The following is a 19,474-nucleotide window of genomic DNA, read 5'->3' on the forward strand; positions in this document are numbered from 1 at the left end:
GTTCAGAGTCCAGCTGCCGCTTCGAGCGGTTGCGATGCGCGGATGGGGAGGTACAGGTCGATGCACGTGCCTTCGCCCGGTGCGGTGATGATCTCCAGCTTGCCGCCGGCGCTCTGCGCGCGCTCGCGCATCACGATCAGGCCCAGGCCGCGCGGACCGTCGGGATCGAAACCCTCGCCATCATCGATAACCCGCAGATGCAGCTGGCCGTTGTCGGCCTCGTTCAATCGCAGCTGGACCTGGCTTGCCTGCGCATGACGCAAGGCATTGGTCAGGCTTTCCTGCGCGATGCGGAAGCAGGCCTGCTCGATCGCATTGTCCGGGCGCTGGGACAGTTCGCCGATCTCCATCTGCAGCTCCACCGGCGAGGCCCGGAAAAGCTGCCCTGCCTGCCAGCGCACCGCGGCCTGCAGGCCCAGCGCGTCAAGTTGCGGGGGGCGAAGCAGCATCGACAGGTTGCGCAGCCGGGTGACGGTGCTGTCGACCAGCTCGATGATCTGGCCGATATCTTCATTGCGGCGCGTGGCATCCAGCTCGTGCATCGCGGCATGCGCGGCGAGTTTGATCGCGGTGATGGACTGGCCGATATCGTCGTGCAGGTCGCGCGAAATAGCCCTGCGCTCGTCTTCCTGCACCGAAAACAGGCGTCCGGCCAGAGCCTGCAGTTCCCGGTTGCTGGTTTCCAGCGCGGCGCGGTGGGACTCCAGTTCGGTGAGGTCGCGGATGACCAGCAGTCGGCAGTCGCGTCCGCCGTAGCGTACGTCTCCCACTGACAAGGCCGCCAGGAAGTGGCTGCCATCCTGGCGCTGCATGCTGGGAATCAGCGGCGGCAGGCGGTCAAGATACCGGCGCGGAAGATTCAGATAGTCGCGTACCCGGGCAAGATCATCGCCGGTGACCAGCGACTGCAGCGGGGTGCCGAGCATCTGCTCGGCGGCGTAGCCGAACTGCGCGGCGCCCAGCGGGTTGATGTACAGCACCTGGTCCTCGGAAAGGATCACGACGCCGTCAGGAAGGACGCGCACCAGCTCGCGGAACTGCTCCTCGCGCTCCTTCAGCAGCTGGCGCGAATGCTCGCGCTCGCTGACATCCTGCAAGGTTCCATGGATCACGCCCGGCGCCGCCCCGGTTTGTACCGGGGCCTGGCGCGCGCGCAGGTGGATGGTCAGCAAGCGTCCGTCCATCGCCCGCACACGCAACAGCAGGTCCAGCTGGGCAGCGCTGCCTTTGACGATGGCGTCAATGCTCTGCAACAGCTCGCTTGCGTCGTTTTCACCGATCCGGAACGCATCGCCGATCGGTTGCCATGTCGGTGAGGGGCCCGGACGCCGCGCCAGCAGCAGGCACGCTTCATCCGACAGGCGGATCTGTGCCTTGACCGGATCGATCTCAAGTGCGCCGATGCGTGCTATGGATTGGACCTCGCGCATCCGGTTCAGGGCGGTATCGAGTTGCCGCCGGGTGGCGACCTCGGCACTGCGATCAATCATGTTGACCAGCCGCGCCGCGCGCCCGTCGAGGGTGAGGCGGCTTCCCCACAGTTCCGCCGGATGAATGCTGCCGTCGCGTCGCTGCAGGTTGGTCGACAGGTGCTGCTCACTGTCAGGCCGGGCGACAATGCGGGCCATATGGCGACGCAGCAGTTCTTCCGAACCTGGCGGAATCAGCTGCCCGATCGTCATCCCGCCGAGCTCCTGGCGGCTCCAGCCCAGCAGCGCTTCGGCCGCGGGATTGGCATCACGGATCGTCCAGGTGGCCAAGTCATAGACCAGCATCGCGCCGGCGTTGCATTCGAAACGCTGCCGGTACTCCGTCAATTCATGTGCCAGCCGCTCCTGCTCGTACGCCAGCTGCGCCTGGCAGCGCTGCCACCTGCGGGTCAGCACCAGCGCGCAGGCGAAAAGGAGGGTGACGCAGATCACAGTTGTGATGGCTGCCGCGGGTATGGACAACGCGACCGTCAGCCAGGGAGCAACGCAACCGGCCAGCCCGATCAGCAGCAAGAGGGCGACACCTGGATAAAAATTCGTCGTCAACTTCTTCAACAGCAAGCCAGCGTAAGACGGTGAAGGCGGAAGCGGGGGCTGGCCTGTCTCCATTGTTCCTGATGGGTCGGGGACGGAAAGTCGGTCTCCATCTTACCTGCTTGCCAAAAGTGGACGCGACGGGCTGCTCAATTTTCCGGCGTGCCGGCCGTTATTCGATTAATTCCAACAAAGAGTGGAGCGGTACGGCGTGGATCAGGGTGCGATTTTCAGTCTGTTGAAGCACCACCTGGGCACGGCCGCCGACTTGCCGCATGTCGACAGGGTTGCAGTGGGCATGACCGGCGCCTGCGGCAGCAGCCAGCGCCAACGGGCGCTTGAGACGGAGCTGGAGATCCAGCGGACCCAGCTGAAACAGGCCCAGCGCGCCGCCGGGATGGGCGGCTGGGTCTGGGAAAACGAGGCTGGCGGCTGCATGCGCTGGTCTGATGCGTTTTATGCCGTCACTACGCTGCAGGCGGGTTCGTTGCCGGAAGATCGCCGCTGGATGCGGGTGCTGGGCCGGGGAGGACGCAGGCAGGTGCTCTCCGCCTGGCGCCGGGTTCAGCGGGAGGGCAACGAATACACCTTCGATATGAGTCACCGTGCTGGCGATGGCCTCACCTTGCAGTTGCGTGTCTGGATGCAGCCGCATCTGGATCCAAATGGCAGCCTCCAGCGGGTGATCGGCCAGATCCACAATGTCTCCGCACAGCGGCAGACCGATGCGCTGATCCGCTGGCGGACCGAGCTGCTCAATCGCGTTTCCGCACTGGGCCGGATCGGCGCCTGCGAGATCGAGGTGGGCAGCCGCAGCATGCTGTGGACCGAGGAGTGCTACCGCATCCATGGCTTGCGCAAGGAGCAGGTCAGCCTGGATCAGGCGCTGTCCCTGTATACGCAGGATTCGCAGGACAGCTTCTGTGCGACCCTGGATCGCATTGCTGCGGGTGGTCTTCCCGAGCAGTTGGAACTGTGTTTCTACCGGCATTCGGGCCAGCGGGTGTGGGTGCAGGTGCTTGTCGAACTGGACCAGCGCGAAGGCTTGCCCGAGCGGTTTGTGGTGTTGTTCCGCGACATCACCCGCGAGCGAGAGGCCAATGAGCGCATCGAGCTTCTGGCGCACTACGACCTGCTGACCGGACTCCCCAACAGGATGCTGCTGCGCGAGCAGGCGATCGAGGCGATGGAGGAGGCGCGTAAGCGCGGCGCGACGCTGGCGATGCTGTTCATCGACCTGGATGGCTTCAAGGCCATCAACGACACTTTCGGTCACGCCACCGGCGACAGCTTGCTCAAGGCGGCCGCCGCACGCTTCCACCAGAACCTCAGCAATGCGGATCTGTTCGCGCGCTTCAGTGGCGATGAGTTCATCGTGATCCTGCGCAATCTCAGTCAGCCCGAGGATGCCGGGCTGGTCGCCCGCAAGCTGATCGCTTCGCTTGCCGAGCCGCTGTATCGCGGCGACAGCGCGCTGAAGGTCGGCGCGAGCGTCGGCATCGCGCTGATGGACGAAACGCGTCAGGATTTCGACACCCTGTTGCGCGCCGCCGATGCGGCGATGTACGCCGCCAAGAGCGCCGGACGCAACACCTACCAGTACTACAGCCAGGATGCGCTGGCGCGTACCCAGCGCCGCCTTGAGGTCGAGCACGCGCTGCACGGTGCGGTGGATCGCGAGGAGTTCTCGCTGGTCTACCAGCCGCTGGTACACGCCGATTCCTCGCAGCCTCCGTCAATCGAGGCGCTGGTGCGCTGGGAGCATCCCAGGATCGGGGTCTGCGGACCGGCCGAGTTCATTCCGATCGCCGAGAAATGCGGTGAAATCAACCAGATCGGCGAATGGGTGCTGGACGAAGCCTGCCGGCAGGCCGCTGTCTGGCGACAGGCCGGGCTGGCGTTTGAGCGTATCGCCGTGAATATTTCCGCGGTGCAGCTGCGTGAGCGGGGCTTCGCCGAGCGTGTGATCCAGACCTGTCGCCGCCACAACTGGCCGCCGCATCAGCTTGAGCTGGAGCTCACCGAGTCGGCGCTGATCCGCGACACGGATGCGTTGCGCCAATGTTTCGAGATATTCGAAACCAATGGCGTACCGCTGGCGGTGGATGACTTCGGTACCGGTTTCTCGAATCTGCACTACCTCAACCGGTTTCCCGTGCAGCGTCTGAAAATCGACCGCAGTTTCGTGCAGGAAATGCTGCACGATGCCGGGACGGCCGAAGTCACCCAGGCAATCGTGCAGCTGGGCCACGCGCTGGGCATGCAGGTGGTCGCCGAAGGCGTGGAGACGGTACAGGAAGAGTTGATGCTGCGTGCCCAGGGCTGCGATGAGATGCAGGGCTACCTGTTCTCGCGGCCGCTGCCGCCGCGCGAGATGGCGCAGTGGCTCAAGGCCAGGGTGTAGGGCGCTCACGCGGCGCAGGGTCGGGCCGGGCAGGCCGGCGAATCCTCCATATCAAACAGTTCCAGCACAAGGGCGCACCTGATGCGCCCTTGTGCTGTTTGCGTGTCTCCGGGCCCTCTGGCCAGCAAGCAGCGCGACCGGTTTGAACCGGGCGCGAGTGTTGGGTCGCCGCCAGACCCTGCCATTGCGCGCCACGCCAGCGCGGGGATGTACCGGGACCGGGCGGACGCCGGCGATCTATCCGCTTCGCCGGGGTATGACCGGGCGCATCGTCATGAAGATGAAAGGCACCCGATACGCCGTCGCTTCCGCTGACTTACCCGCCCGCAGTGGCGCCACCTTCGACCATGCCTGCGCAACTCGATCTGCTCCGGCGCGGCGGCTGTCCGCTGCCTTTATGCGTTGCCGTAGCAGCCGGTTGCAGTCCAAGGCATATGCCTGATTGCAAAAAGAAAAGCCCCGGACATGCCGGGGCTTTTCCATCAACCAAGGGGGTGTCAGAACAGTTCGACCGTTCCTGCGCCCATGCTCTGCTGGCTCACCGGCTTGTGCGGCGGGCGCTCCCATTCGTTGCGCATCTCGCGCAGGCGGCTGCCGGTGCGCTGCAGGGCGGTTACCAGCTCATCGTCGAAGACCCCGCCGTTCCGGTGCAGCAGCTCCTGCAGGGCCAGGGCTTCGCGGTTGATGGCACCTAGGCGGTCCAGATGCGTGTGGGCGCCGCCCAAGGCCTGGGTGGCGATGTCCTCGAACTGCAGGGCGCGCACGGCTTCGGCAACACTGCTGTCGATGGCACGGCCGCAGTCGGAGATCTCGCGCATGCCATCGCCCAGCGATGCATTGATGGCGGCCACGTTCTCCAGCATCGCCGCGGCCTCATGGCGCGCTTCGCGGGAGCGGTCCATGTCGCGCGAGGCCATGTGCGAGACGGTCTCGCGCACCTTGGCGATGGCGTCCTTGGAGCTGTGGGCCAGCTTGCGGATCTGCTCGTTGAAGGTGGTGGAGCGCTCGGACAGGTTGCGTACCTCGTCAGCGACCACCGCAAAGCCGCGGCCGGCCTCGCCGGCACGTGCCGCCTCGATCGCCGCGTTCAGCGCCAGCAGGTTGGTCTGGTCGGCGATGGATTTGACGTCTTCCAGCAGCGCGAAGATGCCATCCAGGTGCTGTGCCATCTGGTCGATGTGCTGCACGGTGTTGCTGCTCTGGCCGCTGACCTGTTCCAGCGCCTCAACCAGCTGTTCCATCTGCTGGCTGGCATGCTGGGCGAAGCGGGCCACGTCGACGCCGCCGCCGCCTTCATCGCCGGCGCGGTCGACCACACGGGCCAGGGCTTGGCTCTGCTGCCGGGACTTGCGGCTCATCGAATCGAAACTGCCACCGAGCCCGGCGACCGCCTGACGGATCAGTTCGCGGGCACGTTCGATCTCGCTGCGTGAGCCATCGATCTCGTTGCTGACGAAGCTGCGCAGTTCATTGAGCAGCTGGTCCTGTTCCTTCAGCACCTTGGCATGTTCGGGGGAGCGCTGGGCCTGTGCGTGCACAGTCCAGTACGCAAACACCAGCCAGCTCAGCACCATTGTGGTCAGGATCGCCCACACGGCTGCTGACGGCCACGCCAGGGCGGCAGCAAGCGGGAGCAGGAAGGTCAAGGCCAGCGGGGCGGCCAGGCGGATTGCAATACGTGAATACATGGACGTTCTCGGGAGAGTCACGAATGCAGTATCGGCCGCAGGCCGGGGGGCTTTAGGCCTGCGACGGACTCCCGGAACGTTTTGTGATGGCCGTAGGCGGTGGCGTGGTGCGGCGCATACGGCGCACGTCTCAGCGCAGGCGGCGTTCGATCGCCTCGACCATGGTCTTGCGCGAAATCAGGAAGTCCCAGTAGTTGCCTCCCAGTTGCCGCCACAGTACCGCCGAGCGCACGGCGGCCAGCAGCAGCGCGCGGATTTCCGAGACCACGGGGGCCTGGTTGAGATAGTGCGGATTGCCCTGGACCATGATCTTGGGCTTGAGCTGGCTGATCGTGTCCTTGTACAGCTCGCCCATGGCCAAGAGCACGTCGGGGTGGTTGCTTTCGCCGAGCTCCTTCGCCCGCGCCGCGGCCCGGCGCACCCCCGCCTGCACCTTGTCCACGGTCGAGGCCTCACGTACGAAGCGGCGCTCCAGCTGCATCACCGACAACGCCAGGCGCGGCAACAATTCGTCCTTGCCCTGGTTGCGGAAATAGTCGCGCAACAGGCGCAGGCCAGGCTCCACCTGCCTGGCGCTGCCATACACCGCAGCAGGGTCGGGCGCATCGAGCCGCATGACACTGTCCATCGCCGTGCGCACGATGGCCGCTTCGGAATGGCCGGTTTCGGCGATACGGCGGACCTGCTGCAGGGCCTGGGCAATGCCGGCCAGCGCCAGTACGCGGTCGTCAAACGAAAAACTCATGGTTACCTCTCAAGGGGAAGGTGGCGCGCCCAGACGGCGCTCCAGCGGTGCATTGGTGGCGGCGATCACCGCCCCGCCCAGACATTCCATGCCGTCATAGAGCACCAGTGACTGTCCGGGGGTCACCGCCCGTTGCGGGCCTGCGAAATGCACATCCAGCGTACCGTCGTCACGCACCCGCACGGTACACGGCTCGTCCGGCTGCCGATAGCGGGTCTGTGCGGTGCATTCGAATTCCGTCGCCGGGGCTGTCCCTGAAATCCAGTGCATCGGTTCGCTGCGCAGCCAGTTCGACTGCAGATAGGCACTGTCGTGCCCCTGGTCGACGTACAGGATGTTGCGTGCCACGTCCTTGCCGACCACGAACCAGGGGGCCGCCGGCCGGCCGCGCACGCCGCCGATATTCAGCCCTTCGCGCTGGCCCAGGGTGAAATAGAAAACGCCGGGATGGGTGGCGATGACCTGGTCGTCGGGATCGCGGATCTCGCCGCGCCGCGCGGGCAGATACTGGCCCAGGAACTCGCGGAAATCGCGTTCACCGATGAAGCAGATGCCCGTGGAGTCCTTTTTGGCATGGGTCTGCAACCCGGCATCGCGGGCGATGCGACGCAGCTGGCTTTTTTCCAGATGGCCGATCGGGAACAGGGTGGCCGCCAGTTGTTCCTGCCCCAGCTGGTGCAGGAAGTAGCTTTGATCCTTGCCGCGGTCGGCGCCGCGCAGCAGGCGCCAGCGCCCACGGTGCTGGTGCACCTGTGCGTAATGGCCGGTGGCGATCCGCTCGGCGCCCAGGTCGCGGGCTGCCTCCAGGAAGTGCTTGAACTTCACTTCCCGGTTGCATAGTACGTCCGGGTTGGGCGTCCGACCGGCCGCATATTCGGCCAGGAAGTGCTCGAACACCCCTTCCCAGTATTCGCTGGAGAAATCGCGGAAATGGAACGGGATACCCAGCCGTCCGCAGACGGCGACCGCATCGCGTCGATCGTCTTCAGCCCGGCAGTGGCCGCTGCCGTCGTCGGCCCAGTTCTGCATGAACAGCCCCGCGACCGGAAGCCCCTGCTGTACCAGCATCAGCGCCGCGACCGAGGAATCCACGCCGCCGGAGACGCCTACGACAATATCCGGTGTGCTCATGGGATCTGCCTCAGCAGCGACAGGGGGTGGCGTTGCCCGGCCAGCCAGTCGGCGACCGTGCGCCAGACCAGCGGGCTGCGCAGCCGTTCCATCTCGGCCTGGATGGCTTCCGGCGGCAGCCACAAGGCCTGGATGATTCCGGCATCAAGCGCCTGTGCGGCGTGATGGTGGAGCGGTTCGGCGGCAAAGGCGAAGCGCAGGAAGGGCGTGCCGTCATCGGCCTGCCACTGGTAGGTACCGATGAAGGCGGTCAGCCGCACGTCCCAGCCGGTTTCTTCGCGGGTTTCGCGCACCGCCGCGTCCAGCAGGCTTTCGCCCGGTTCCAAGTGGCCGGCCGGCTGGTTCAGCAGCCTGCGACCCTGTTTTACCTCTTCCACCAGCAGCAGTTGCCCTGCGCGGGAGACCACGGTGGCCACGGTGACATGTGGCGCCCATCGCTGGGACTGCAATGCGTTCACGCTCAGTACTCGTCCTTGGACGTCAGTTCCAGTTCAATTGCATCGGCGCTCTTGCAGGCCGCATCGATGGCGTCGCTGAGCACTTCGGCCGAGGCGTCAGCATCGATCTTGACGACGAACATGGCCATGTCCCCCTGCTTGACCCAGGCGCCGAGCTTGGATTCGTTGGAGTCTTCCAGCAGGCGGTTGCCGATCAGCGCCGGGAACTGTGGTCCCGGCGACTTGTAGCCCGGCGACCAGATTTCACGGATGTGGTGGCTGCCATAGGTTTCCACCGAGGAGCGCACGAACACCAGCTGACTGCGGTCGTTTTCCATGTCGAATACCAGTTTGTAATCGCCGTCTTCGTCGATTTCATACTTGTATTCCAGCCCGTCGAGCAGGCGGCCCACGGCGCGGTCCGGCCCGGCGGCGAACGCCGCGCCGCAAGTGCCGGTCAAGATGCCAGCCAGTGCGGCGGCCAATACGATCTGCTTCATGCTTCCCCTGCAGGAATGTGGATGACCTGCAAATTGTGCGGGGGCAGGGGGGGCGCCGTCCAATCGGGAAGGGTGAAAAGCTATAATCTGGCGATGTCCCAGAAGACCCAACACGAGAGCGAGCACGGCGTACTGGTTGCGCCGGGAAAGCCGCAGATCGCCCCGCCGCCGCAGTATCAGGTGATGCTGCTCAATGACGACTACACCCCGATGGACTTCGTGGTGGTGGTGTTGCAGAACTTTTTCTCGATGAGCCTGGACCAGGCCACCCAGGTGATGCTGCATGTCCATACCCGCGGCCGCGGCATCTGCGGGGTGTACACCCGCGAAGTAGCCGAAACCAAGGTCGCCCAGGTCAACGAGTTCTCCCGTATGAACCAGCATCCGCTGCTGTGCACGATGGAGCAGGCCTGAGGCTGCTCAGCCGGCTTCGCGGGCCAGGGCCAGCTTGGCGGTGGAAAGACTGATGTAGAGGCGTCCTGGCAATCTTCGATGAGCCAGCAGGCAGACAGGACCGCGTAGACCGCAATCCACTGCAGCAATCGCTGTTGCGCGATGCCGGGGTGGTGGCTGACCTGGATCAGCCGTGCGTTGGAATTCCGCTCATTGGAATTCCGCTCATAGGTGGAAAATCGCCGCCCTGCGACACACAGATCCGGGTTCAGGAACAGCGGGGCGTAGTCGAAGCCGGGCTCCCCGAGCAGGCCCTTGGGGGCAATCGCCAGCCAGCCGCGGGCCCCGCCATCCAGGACATTGTCATGATGAAGGTCGCCCTGAAGTGCGATCGGGTTCCCCGGTTGCGCAAGAAGCTGGGCGGCACGGGCAAGCACTGCCACAGCAACCCGTGCTGCGATACGTGAGGATGCCGCAGGGCGCCGAACCAGTGCCGCAGTGGAGTCAGTGCCGGCGGTGTGCTTCTACGGCGATGCGGCTGTGCGACTTTGCGGCGACATCGCACAAGATCACCGTGGCGTCCCGATCTGCGCCCTCCACCGGAAGATCGCGCAGCGGCTTCCCGGGAACGATGTGTTCCAGCAGCATCGTCGCGCCGTCACTGGCCAGCGGGCGTATCGCGCCATCCCCATTCCAGAGCCGAGGGCGGCCGCGGCCGGCGGTAATGCTGCAGGAGAGCGGCTGTTTCAGCATGGCGGGCGTGCCTGTTTGCGTCAGTACCGGCAGCAGGCCCGCGACGCGCATGACAATGGGCGCGCCAACGGAGCGCAGCTGCCAGCGTTGCAGATGTTGGCTGCCCATCAGTCATTCCAGCAGAGGGGTTTCATGCTAACGCCGCTTAAACACGGCCATCCGGTAGGGTGATGAAAATTCCGCTGTCAGGCCGCATATTGTCTCCAACCGGATTCGGAGTTCCCAATGTTCAGTAAAGACCTCGAGCAGACGATTGGTCAGTGCTACAAGCGCGCTCGCGAGGCTCGTCACGAATTCATGACGGTCGAGCACCTGCTGCTCGCCTTGTTGGAAAATCCGTCGGCCCACGCCGTGCTGAAGGCATGCGGAGCGGATCTGGACCGCCTGCACCAGGAGTTGGAGCAGGCGGTGGAAACCTCCGTGTCGCGGCTGGCCGATGACGATGGGCGTGACACCCAGCCGACCCTGGGTTTCCAGCGGGTGTTGCAGCGTGCGGTCTACCACGTGCAGTCCTCCGGCAAGAAGGAGGTCACCGGCGCCAATGTGCTGGTGGCGATCTTCGGTGAGAAGGATTCGCACGCGGTCTACTATCTCAACCAGCAGGACGTCACCCGGCTGGATATCGTCAACTACCTGTCCCATGGCGTTGCAAAAATGGGTGAGGAGGACGATTCCTCCTCTTCGATCGAGGGCGAGGGAAGGAGCGAGGGGGGCGACGCCGAATCCAAGGGCGATGCGCTGACCGACTATGCCAGCAACCTCAATGAGCTGGCCCGTGCCGGGCGGATCGATCCGCTGGTCGGGCGGCGCGACGAGATCGAGCGGACCATCCAGGTGCTGTGCCGTCGCCGCAAGAACAATCCGCTGTACGTCGGAGAGGCTGGCGTGGGCAAGACCGCCATCGCCGAGGGATTGGCCAAGCGCATCGTCGATGGCGAGGTGCCGGAGGTGCTGGCCAATGCGGTGATCTACTCGCTTGACCTTGGCGCGCTGGTGGCCGGCACCAAGTACCGCGGTGACTTCGAGAAACGGCTCAAGGGCGTGATCAGCGCGTTGAAGAAGATTCCCGACGCGGTGCTGTTCATCGATGAGATCCACACGATCATCGGCGCCGGGTCGGCCTCGGGCGGCACCATGGACGCCTCCAATCTGATCAAGCCGGCACTGGCCTCGGGTGAGCTGCGGTGCATCGGCTCGACCACGTTCCAGGAATACCGTGGCATCTTCGAGAAGGACCGTGCGCTGGCGCGGCGTTTCCAGAAGATCGACATCGTCGAGCCGACCGTGGGCGAGGCGTATGAAATCCTCAAGGGGCTGCGTCCCAAATACGAGGCGCACCACAGCGTGACCTATGCCGATGATGCGCTGCAGGCCGCGGTGGATCTTTCGGTCAAGCACATCGGCGACCGTCTGTTGCCCGACAAAGCCATCGACGTCATCGACGAGGCGGGTGCGCGGCAGCGGTTGCTGCCGGAAGATCAGCGTAAACATCGTATCGATACCGAGGAGATCGAGGCGATCATCGCCAAGATGGCACGCATTCCGGCCAAGCAGGTCACCGCCACCGACAAGGATGTGCTCAAGCACCTTGAGCGCAATCTGAAGATGGTGATCTTCGGCCAGGATCCGGCCATCTACAGCCTCGCCTCGGCGATTAAACTGTCGCGCTCCGGGCTGGGCAATCCGGACAAACCGATCGGCAACTTCCTGTTTGCCGGCCCGACCGGCGTGGGCAAGACCGAGGTCACCCGTCAGCTGGCGTTGCAGCTGGGGATCGAGCTGGTGCGCTTTGACATGTCCGAGTACATGGAGCCGCACTCGGTCAGCCGCCTGATCGGCGCGCCTCCGGGTTACGTCGGCTTCGACCAGGGCGGGCTGCTCACGGAGAAAATCGTGAAGACCCCGCATTGCGTGCTGCTGCTGGATGAGGTGGAAAAAGCCCACCCGGACATCTTCAACATCCTGCTGCAGGTCATGGATCGCGGCATTCTTACCGACACCAACGGTCGTGAAGCCAACTTCAAGAATGTGATCCTGGTGATGACCACCAACGCCGGTGCGGCACAGGCCGCCCGCCGCTCGATCGGTTTCACCAAGCAGGATCACGCGACCGATGCGATGGAGGTGATCCGCAAGAGCTTCACCCCGGAGTTCCGCAATCGCCTGGATGCGGTGGTGCAGTTCCAGCCGCTGGGCTTCGAGCACATCCTGCGGGTGGTGGACAAGTTCCTGATCGAGCTGGAGATGCTGTTGCAGGACAAGCATGTGTCGCTGTCGGCGACCCCGGCGGCCCGCGACTGGCTGGCGCAACACGGATTCGATCCGGAAATGGGGGCGCGTCCGATGAACCGGGTGATCCAGGACAGGATCAAGCGTCCGTTGGCGGACGAGCTGCTGTTCGGCAAGCTGGTTGGTGGCGGCAAGGTCAGCATCGACGTTCGCGACGGCGAGCTGGTGGTGCAAACCGAGCCCGAACCCGAACATCTGCTGCCGGCCACGGTGTAACGTCCGGCGCCTCTTTTCGGGTTTGAACAGCGGCGGCTACGGCCGCCGCTGTTGTATCCGGAGCGCTGTGGGCAAGCGGCGAAAAGCAACGCAAAAAGCCAGCGCAAGGCTGGCTTTTCAGGCATACGCCCGGCCTGCCGCCTTACTTCATGCGGTAGGTGATACGGCCCTTGGTCAGGTCGTATGGCGTCATCTCGACCTTGACGCGATCGCCGGTCAGGATGCGGATGTAGTTCTTGCGCATGCGGCCGGAGATGTGGGCAATGATCTCATGCCCATTTTCCAGGCGAACGCGGAAAGTGGTGTTGGGCAACGTCTCGCTGACGGTGCCTTCGAACTCAATGGAGTCGTCTTTCGACATGTAGTCCTGTGCGGTTCTGCGGACGGCCTTTGCGGGCCTAAGGGCGGGCATTTTACGCCGTCGCGCCGAATCATGCAAAGTTTGCGTTAAGGGGCGGCAGGGCGGGCCAGCGTTGAGGCCGGAATGTCGCCGAAATATGGCGCCCACGAGCCGATCTTGCCCGGTTCATGCGCCAGACGGCGCACGTGCTGGAGGAACTCTGCCCGCCCCAGATGCGTCGCCCCCATCCTTACCAGGTGGGGGTTTTCCACCTGGGCGTCGATCAGCGGCCAGCCCCAGCGGGCCAGCGTCGCCGCCAGCGCTGCCAATGCCACCTTCGATCCGCCGCTGCGTGCGCTGAACATGCTTTCACCGAAGAACATGCGGCCGATGGCCACGCCATAGATGCCGCCGACCAACTCCTCTGCCTCGTACACCTCGACCGAATGCGCATGGCCCAGGTGGTGCAGCGCGACATAGGCGTGATGCATGTCCGGGGTGATCCACGTGCCATCCTGGCCGGGGCGAGGCGCCTGCGCGCAGGCAAGCATCACCTCCGGGAAGGCGGTATCCGCCCTGATCTGCCATGGCGACGCGCGCAGGCTGCGACGGAAACGCGAGGACAGGTGGAGCTGCTTGGTATGGAACACCATGCGGGGGTCGGGTGACCACCACAACAGCGGCTGGCCATGGGAAAACCAGGGGAAGATTCCGCCGGCATAGGCGTTGAGCAGGCGCACGGGGGACAGGTCGCCGCCGACAGCAAGCAGGCCGTCGGGTTCGCGCAGCGCCAGTTCGGCGGGCGGGAACGGTGAGTCGCTCGCCTCGCCCAGCAGGTAGGGGGGGTAGCGGCTCATCCGGCATCTTCCGTGGATCTGAAGGGGCCGTGGTGCCGCAGTGCCTCTGCATAGCGGGTCACGTCCTCATGCTCCCGCAGGCACCAGTCGCGCAGCGCCTCGCGGAACCTGGGGTGGGCGATCCAGTGTCGGCTGTGCACTTCGGTCGGCAGGAAGCCACGCGCCAGTTTGTGCTCGCCCTGGGCGCCCGGTTCGAAGTGCTGCAAGCCTTTGCGCAGGCAGTACTCGATGCCCTGGTAGTAGCAGGTCTCGAAGTGCAGACCGGGCAGCGGGGCGCCACCCCAGTAGCGTCCGTACAGGGTCTGCCCGCCGCGCAGGCACAGGGCGCCGGCAACCGGCGCGCCGTCGCGGATGGCCAGGAACAGCACCAGCTGGCGCGGCAGGTGCTCGGCCAGGTGGTGCAGGAACGGCAACGTCAGCGCCGGCGCGTTGCCGTATTCGGCAAAGGTCTGCAGGTAGAAGCGGTGCATCGCCTGCAGCTCGGCGGCGCTGGCTTCATCGCCGTGGCGGACCACGAAGGTGATTCCCGCCCGCGCCACCTTGTTGCGTTCCTGGCGGATGTTCTTGCGGTGCTTGTGGTCCATCGCCGCCAGGAAGTCGTCAAATCCGTGCCAGCCGGGCTGGCGTCGCCACTGGAACTGCACATCGCGCCGTGCCAGCCAGTCCTGGTCAAACAGTGACGTCTCTGCAGGCAGGTGGAAGTTGACATGTGCCGAGGAAAGTTGCGCCTTCGTGACATGGTCGACCACGCCCTGAAGCAGGACGCGGCGGTCATCGTCATTGCATGCGAGCAGGCGCGGTCCGGTGACGGGCGAGTAGGGCACGCCGCCCAGCCACTTGGGGTAGTAGTCCAGCCCGCTGCGTGCGTAGGCATTGGCCCACGCGTGGTCGAATACGAACTCACCATGCGAGTTGTACTTCAGGTAGCCGGGAACGGCGCCGACCAGGTCTCCGTCGCGCCACAGCGTCAGGTGCTGCGGTTGCCAGCCCCATTCCGGGCGCAGGCAGCCGTGTTGCTCCAGTCCTGCGAGAAAGGCGTGGCTGACGAAAGGATTACTGCCGTCATGCAGGCTGTTCCATTGCTCGGCCGGGATGTCGGCCAGCGAGAGCAGGGGGTGCAGCTCGAGGGGGGTGTTCATGGCCGCAGCTGCAACACATCAATCGTTGGCGGATTGAACAGGCGCAGCGGCAGGCCGATCTCGCCGACGCCACGCGTGGTGAATACGCGCACCGTGCCATGGCCGGTCTGCATCACCTGCTCGCCACGATCAAAGCCGTGGGCGCTGGGGATGACGTTGCGATACAGCCATGGAATGCGGATCTGGCCTCCATGGGTATGCCCGGCCAGCACCAGCGTCGCATCCCCGGGGCGCAACTGCATGGCGCTGTCCGGGTTGTGGGCGATCAGGATCGTGCGGTCGCGGTGCGGGCCAGGCTGACGAAGGAAGCCGGGATCATCCTTGCCGGCCCACTGGTCGCCGAGCCCGGCCCAGTGCACGCCGCGTGTATCGGTGATGACGCGGCCTTCGATGATGCGCATGCCGTGTGCCAGCAGTGCTTCACGCAAGGGTTTGTCGAGATCCCGGCCCGGCGGCTGCTGGTCGTGGTTGCCCAGCACCACATACGTGGGCAACCGCAGTTGCGCCAACGGGGAAAACAGTCCGTGCAGCTGTTCAGGACGCGATTCGTAGGTCAGGTCGCCGGCGATGACCACCGCGTCGACATCCAGCGTATTCACGCGCTGGACCACCCGCTGCAGGAAAGCCCGGTCCTTGTAGACCCCGAGGTGGATGTCGCTGAGCAGGGCAACCCGCGTATCCGCACCGGTGCCGCGCAGCTCGGTGTGGTCGACCAGAATCAGCTGCGGCTCGATGAACCGCGCCCAGGTGAATGCGCCGCAGCCCAGCAGCAGGACGACCAGCACGGCGCGCTGGCCGCCGCCGCGCCAACGCCACAGCAGCCAGACGATGGCCGGAAACACCAGCCAGCTGCCGTGGAACAGCAGCTGTTTGAGCATCACCTTGTCCATGCCGGGCTGCCGGGAACGGGCCTCAGGCGTCCTGCGCGTCCAGGAAGCGCTCTGCATCCAGCGCGGCCATGCAGCCGAAGCCGGCCGAGGTGATCGCCTGGCGGTAGTGCTGGTCGGCCACGTCGCCCGCGGCAAAGACGCCTTCCACCGAGGTCATGGTGGCGTTGCCGCCCAGGCCCGAGCGGATTTCCAGATAGCCGTTGTTCATCGCCAGCTGGCCGTCGAACAGGCTGGTGTTGGGGTGATGGCCGATGGCGACGAAGAAGCCATGGGCGTCAATGTCGCGGGTGCTGCCGTCGAGCGTGGACTTCACTCGGACGCCGGTCACGCCCATCTCGTTGCCCAGCACCTCGTCCACCTGGTGGTGCCAGACGGTCTCGATCTTGCCGGCGGCGACCTTGGCGAACAGCTTGTCCTGCATGATCTTTTCCGCCTTCAGCGTGTCGCGGCGGTGGACCAGGTAGACCTTGCGGGCGATGTTGGACAGGTACAGCGCCTCTTCCACGGCAGTGTTGCCGCCGCCGACCACGACCACGTCCTGGTCCTTGTAGAAGAACCCGTCACAGGTGGCGCAGGCCGACACGCCGCGACCCTTGAAGGTCTCTTCCGACGGAATGCCCAGGTACTTGGCGGTGGCGCCGGTAGCGATGATCAGCGCGTCGCAGGTGTACTGGGCGCTGTCGCCGGTCAGGGTGAATGGCCGCTGGGACAGGTCGGCTGTATGGATATGGTCGAACACCACTTCGGTGTCGAAACGCTCTGCATGAGCCTGCATGCGCGCCATCAGGTCCGGCCCCATCAGCCCGTGCGCGTCGCCTGGCCAGTTGTCCACTTCGGTGGTGGTCATCAGCTGGCCGCCCTGCTGCAGGCCGGTGACGACCAGCGGCTTGAGATTGGCGCGGGCGGCATAGACGGCGGCGGTCCAGCCGGCGGGGCCGGAGCCCAGGATCAACAGGCGGGTGTGCTTGGTCGGGAGGCTGGAAGTGCTCATGTATACTCGCGAAAGTCAGGATTGGCGGCATGATCGGGGAGTTCCGCGACCATCCGGGCAAGCCATAGAGTGGCGGTCGGACCGGGGTGAATCAAGGCGCGTGAATGGAACTGGGCGGCCCGTCAGAAGGCGTTTCCAGGTTCGGCAGCGTACCGCCGTGTGTATCCGGCGGCTTTATGGTGTTGGCGGCTCCGGGGCAAGACGGTGGGTGACGAAAGCGGATGAAACCCGGCGGTCAGTCGTTTAATATCAATCACTAACCGTGCATTTTTAAGGTCTGGTCAAAGGTGGCGAAACAGGTCCCGGAACGTGACAAGAGCTCCAGCGCGGGCGCCAGTGCGCGCAAGTCGGCGGCTGCGGCGCCAGACAATCCGCGCCGGCAGAAGTTGTGGCGTGATCTGGCGCTGATCGCTATCGCGCCTGCCCTGCTGTATCTGCTGGCCAGTCTGTTCACCTACTCCCCCAGTGATCCGGGCTGGTCGCAATCCGGTTCGGTCGTCGCGCCGGTGCACAACATGGGCGGCAAGGTCGGCGCGTGGATCGCCGATGTCATGCGCCAGCTGTTCGGCTACGTGGCCTATCTGCTGCCACTGATGCTGGCTGCGGTGGCGTGGATCGCGATGTTCGGGCTCAAGCGCGAGGAACGCGTCCAGGACGACCTGGGGCCGGCGCTGCGGCTGGTCGGCATTGTCGGTTTTCTGATCGGTGCCACCGGCTTTCTGTATCTGCGGCTGCCGCCGGGGGATGTGGCCCGTGCCGGCGGCGGCTTGGGTGTGCTGGTCGGAAAGTCGCTGCAGAGCGGCTTCGGGCCGGTGGGCAGCAACCTGTTCCTGCTGGTGTTGCTGCTGACCTCGATCACCCTGGCCACCGGGCTGTCCTGGTTTGCGGTGATGGAGAAGATCGGCACGTGGGTGCTGGCGCTGGGTCCGCTGCTCAACAAGAAGAAGGAACAGGCCAGCGAATGGCAGCAGACCCGTGCCCTGCGCGAAGAGCGCGAGGAAATCCGCAAGGTCGACGCCGAGGTCCGCGCCAAGCGCGAACCGGTGAAGATCGAGCCACGTCCGGCGCCGGTTATCGAGAAAAGCGACCGCGCCAAGCGGGAGACGCAGATTCCGATGTTCCAGGGCGTCAACGGCGATGGCTCCGACCTGCCGCCACTGGCCTTGCTGGATGATCCCAAGCCGCAGGCCAAGGGCTATTCCGAGGAGACACTGGAAACCCTGTCGCGGCAGATCGAGTTCAAGCTCAAGGACTTCCGTATCGATGCGGTGGTGGTCGGCGCCTATCCGGGGCCGGTGATCACCCGCTTCGAGATCGAGCCGGCACCGGGCGTGAAGGTCAGCCAGATCAGCTCGCTGGACAAGGACATCGCCCGCGGCCTGTCGGTCAAATCGGTGCGCGTGGTCGACGTGATCCCGGGCAAGTCGGTGATCGGCTTGGAAATTCCCAACGTCAGCCGCGAGATGATCTTCCTGTCCGAGCTGCTGCGCTCCAAGGAATACGACAAATCCGCCAGCGTGCTGACCCTGGCGCTGGGCAAGGACATCGCCGGCCGCCCGACGGTGGCCGACCTGGCGCGCATGCCGCACCTGCTGGTGGCCGGCACCACCGGTTCGGGCAAGTCGGTGGCGGTCAATGCGATGGTGCTGAGCCTGCTGTACAAGGCCAGCCCGAAAGACCTGCGCATGCTGATGATCGACCCGAAGATGCTGGAGCTGAGCGTCTATCAGGGCATCCCGCACCTGCTGGCGCCGGTGGTCACCGACATGAAGGAGGCCGGCAACGGCCTGCGCTGGTGTGTGGCCGAGATGGAGCGCCGCTACAAGCTGATGAGCGCGGTCGGCGTGCGCAACCTGGCCGGCTTCAACAAGAAGGTGAAGGACGCCATCGAGGCCGGCCAGCCGCTGATGGACCCGCTGTTCAAACCGAACCCGGAAATGGGCGAGGCGCCGCGTCCGCTGGAGCCGCTGCCGTTCATTGTCATCTTCATCGACGAATTCGCCGACATGATGATGATCGTCGGCAAGAAGGTCGAAGAGCTGATCGCGCGGCTGGCGCAGAAGGCGCGTGCGGCCGGCATCCATCTGATCCTGGCCACGCAGCGGCCATCGGTGGACGTGATCACCGGCCTGATCAAGGCCAATATCCCGACCCGTATCGCTTTCCAGGTCAGCTCCAAGATCGATTCGCGCACCATCCTGGACCAGTCCGGCGCCGAGGCGCTGCTGGGCAACGGCGACATGCTGTATCTGCCGCCCGGCACCGCGCTGCCGGATCGCGTGCACGGTGCCTTCGTCTCCGACGAGGAGGTGCATCGCGTGGTCGAGCATCTGAAGGCCAGCGGCCCGACCGACTACATTTCCGGCGTGCTGGATGAGGTGCAGATGATGGGCGACGGTACCGTGGTCGGCGCCACTGGTCTGCCGGAGAGCAGTGGCGGCGGTGACGAGTCCGACCCCTTGTACGACGAGGCGCTGCGCATCGTGACCGAAACCCGCCGTGCATCGATCTCCGGTGTACAGCGCCGGTTGAAGATTGGCTACAACCGCGCCGCGCGCCTGATCGAGGCCATGGAAGCAGCCGGGGTGGTGAGCTCCCCCGAGCACAACGGTGATCGCACCGTGTTGGCACCGCCGCCGCCGAAGTGATGAGAAGGGCGGTGTTCAGTTCCCGATTG

Annotated in this window: 15 protein-coding genes and 2 pseudogenes; 4 read left to right on the forward strand and 13 right to left on the reverse strand. The window is 65.0% G+C overall.

Features of this window, described 5'->3' with window-relative positions:
• Nucleotides 1–2: 2 nt before the first annotated feature.
• Nucleotides 3–2,003, reverse strand: a complete 2,001-nt coding sequence (locus ACVOMC_RS10150; protein WP_481523832.1) for a PAS domain-containing sensor histidine kinase — start codon at nt 2,001–2,003, stop codon at nt 3–5.
• 298 nt (nt 2,004–2,301) lie between these two features.
• On the opposite strand from ACVOMC_RS10150, the pseudogene ACVOMC_RS10155 reads away from it, so the two are divergent.
• Nucleotides 2,302–4,428 (forward strand): annotated as a pseudogene (locus ACVOMC_RS10155) (putative bifunctional diguanylate cyclase/phosphodiesterase); the annotation flags it as partial.
• Nucleotides 4,429–4,925: 497 nt separating this feature from the next.
• Here the strand turns inward: ACVOMC_RS10155 and ACVOMC_RS10160 are convergent.
• The 5 genes from ACVOMC_RS10160 to ACVOMC_RS10180 all read right to left on the reverse strand — a co-directional run bounded on the left by ACVOMC_RS10160 (nt 4,926) and on the right by ACVOMC_RS10180 (nt 8,929).
• Nucleotides 4,926–6,116: a methyl-accepting chemotaxis protein gene (locus ACVOMC_RS10160; protein ID WP_054656999.1), complete on the reverse strand. Its 1,191-nt coding sequence runs from the start codon at nt 6,114–6,116 to the stop codon at nt 4,926–4,928.
• A gap of 130 nt (nt 6,117–6,246) precedes the next feature.
• Complete coding sequence (gene hflD, locus ACVOMC_RS10165) at nt 6,247–6,861, reverse strand: high frequency lysogenization protein HflD (protein WP_481523833.1); 615 nt, start codon at nt 6,859–6,861, stop codon at nt 6,247–6,249.
• 9 nt (nt 6,862–6,870) lie between these two features.
• Nucleotides 6,871–7,992, reverse strand: coding sequence for a tRNA 2-thiouridine(34) synthase MnmA (gene mnmA, locus ACVOMC_RS10170; protein ID WP_481523834.1), 1,122 nt, complete (start codon nt 7,990–7,992; stop codon nt 6,871–6,873).
• The gene (locus ACVOMC_RS10175) at nt 7,989–8,450 is read right to left on the reverse strand and encodes an NUDIX hydrolase (protein WP_481523835.1); all 462 of its coding nucleotides are present in this window, start codon (nt 8,448–8,450) and stop codon (nt 7,989–7,991) included. Before ACVOMC_RS10175 ends, mnmA begins: the two co-directional genes overlap by 4 nt.
• A gap of 2 nt (nt 8,451–8,452) precedes the next feature.
• Nucleotides 8,453–8,929, reverse strand: a complete 477-nt coding sequence (locus ACVOMC_RS10180) for a hypothetical protein (RefSeq protein WP_054657007.1) — start codon at nt 8,927–8,929, stop codon at nt 8,453–8,455.
• Between the two features lie 93 nt (nt 8,930–9,022).
• Between ACVOMC_RS10180 and clpS the strand changes: the two genes are divergently transcribed.
• On the forward strand, nt 9,023–9,343 hold the full coding sequence (gene clpS / locus ACVOMC_RS10185) for an ATP-dependent Clp protease adapter ClpS (protein WP_054657010.1): 321 nt from the start codon (nt 9,023–9,025) through the stop codon (nt 9,341–9,343).
• Between the two features lie 83 nt (nt 9,344–9,426).
• Here clpS and ACVOMC_RS10190 read toward each other — a convergent pair.
• A pseudogene (locus tag ACVOMC_RS10190) lies at nt 9,427–9,813 on the reverse strand (aminoglycoside phosphotransferase family protein); the annotation flags it as partial.
• A gap of 13 nt (nt 9,814–9,826) precedes the next feature.
• On the reverse strand, nt 9,827–10,183 hold the full coding sequence (locus ACVOMC_RS10195) for an aminoglycoside phosphotransferase family protein (RefSeq protein WP_054657014.1): 357 nt from the start codon (nt 10,181–10,183) through the stop codon (nt 9,827–9,829).
• Nucleotides 10,184–10,300: 117 nt separating this feature from the next.
• On the opposite strand from ACVOMC_RS10195, the gene clpA reads away from it, so the two are divergent.
• On the forward strand, nt 10,301–12,580 hold the full coding sequence (gene clpA / locus ACVOMC_RS10200) for an ATP-dependent Clp protease ATP-binding subunit ClpA (RefSeq protein WP_481523836.1): 2,280 nt from the start codon (nt 10,301–10,303) through the stop codon (nt 12,578–12,580).
• Between the two features lie 142 nt (nt 12,581–12,722).
• Here the strand turns inward: clpA and infA are convergent, their stop codons facing one another.
• The 5 genes from infA to trxB form a co-directional block, all read right to left on the reverse strand.
• Entirely contained in the window at nt 12,723–12,941 is a 219-nt protein-coding gene (infA, locus tag ACVOMC_RS10205; protein ID WP_005409596.1) for a translation initiation factor IF-1, read from the reverse strand.
• Nucleotides 12,942–13,027: 86 nt separating this feature from the next.
• Entirely contained in the window at nt 13,028–13,777 is a 750-nt protein-coding gene (gene aat, locus ACVOMC_RS10210; protein WP_481523837.1) for a leucyl/phenylalanyl-tRNA--protein transferase, read from the reverse strand.
• Nucleotides 13,774–14,916, reverse strand: a complete 1,143-nt coding sequence (locus tag ACVOMC_RS10215) for a GNAT family N-acetyltransferase (protein WP_481523838.1) — start codon at nt 14,914–14,916, stop codon at nt 13,774–13,776. The genes aat and ACVOMC_RS10215 overlap by 4 nt, the downstream gene beginning before the upstream one ends.
• Nucleotides 14,913–15,806, reverse strand: coding sequence for a metallophosphoesterase (locus tag ACVOMC_RS10220; protein WP_481523839.1), 894 nt, complete (start codon nt 15,804–15,806; stop codon nt 14,913–14,915). Before ACVOMC_RS10220 ends, ACVOMC_RS10215 begins: the two co-directional genes overlap by 4 nt.
• A gap of 22 nt (nt 15,807–15,828) precedes the next feature.
• Entirely contained in the window at nt 15,829–16,797 is a 969-nt protein-coding gene (gene trxB, locus ACVOMC_RS10225; protein ID WP_054658536.1) for a thioredoxin-disulfide reductase, read from the reverse strand.
• Nucleotides 16,798–17,084: 287 nt separating this feature from the next.
• On the opposite strand from trxB, the gene ACVOMC_RS10230 reads away from it, so the two are divergent.
• Nucleotides 17,085–19,445: a DNA translocase FtsK gene (locus tag ACVOMC_RS10230; protein ID WP_481523840.1), complete on the forward strand. Its 2,361-nt coding sequence runs from the start codon at nt 17,085–17,087 to the stop codon at nt 19,443–19,445.
• The last annotated feature ends 29 nt before the right edge of the window (nt 19,446–19,474 follow it).

Source organism: Stenotrophomonas sp. STEN014 (assembly GCF_056760315.1).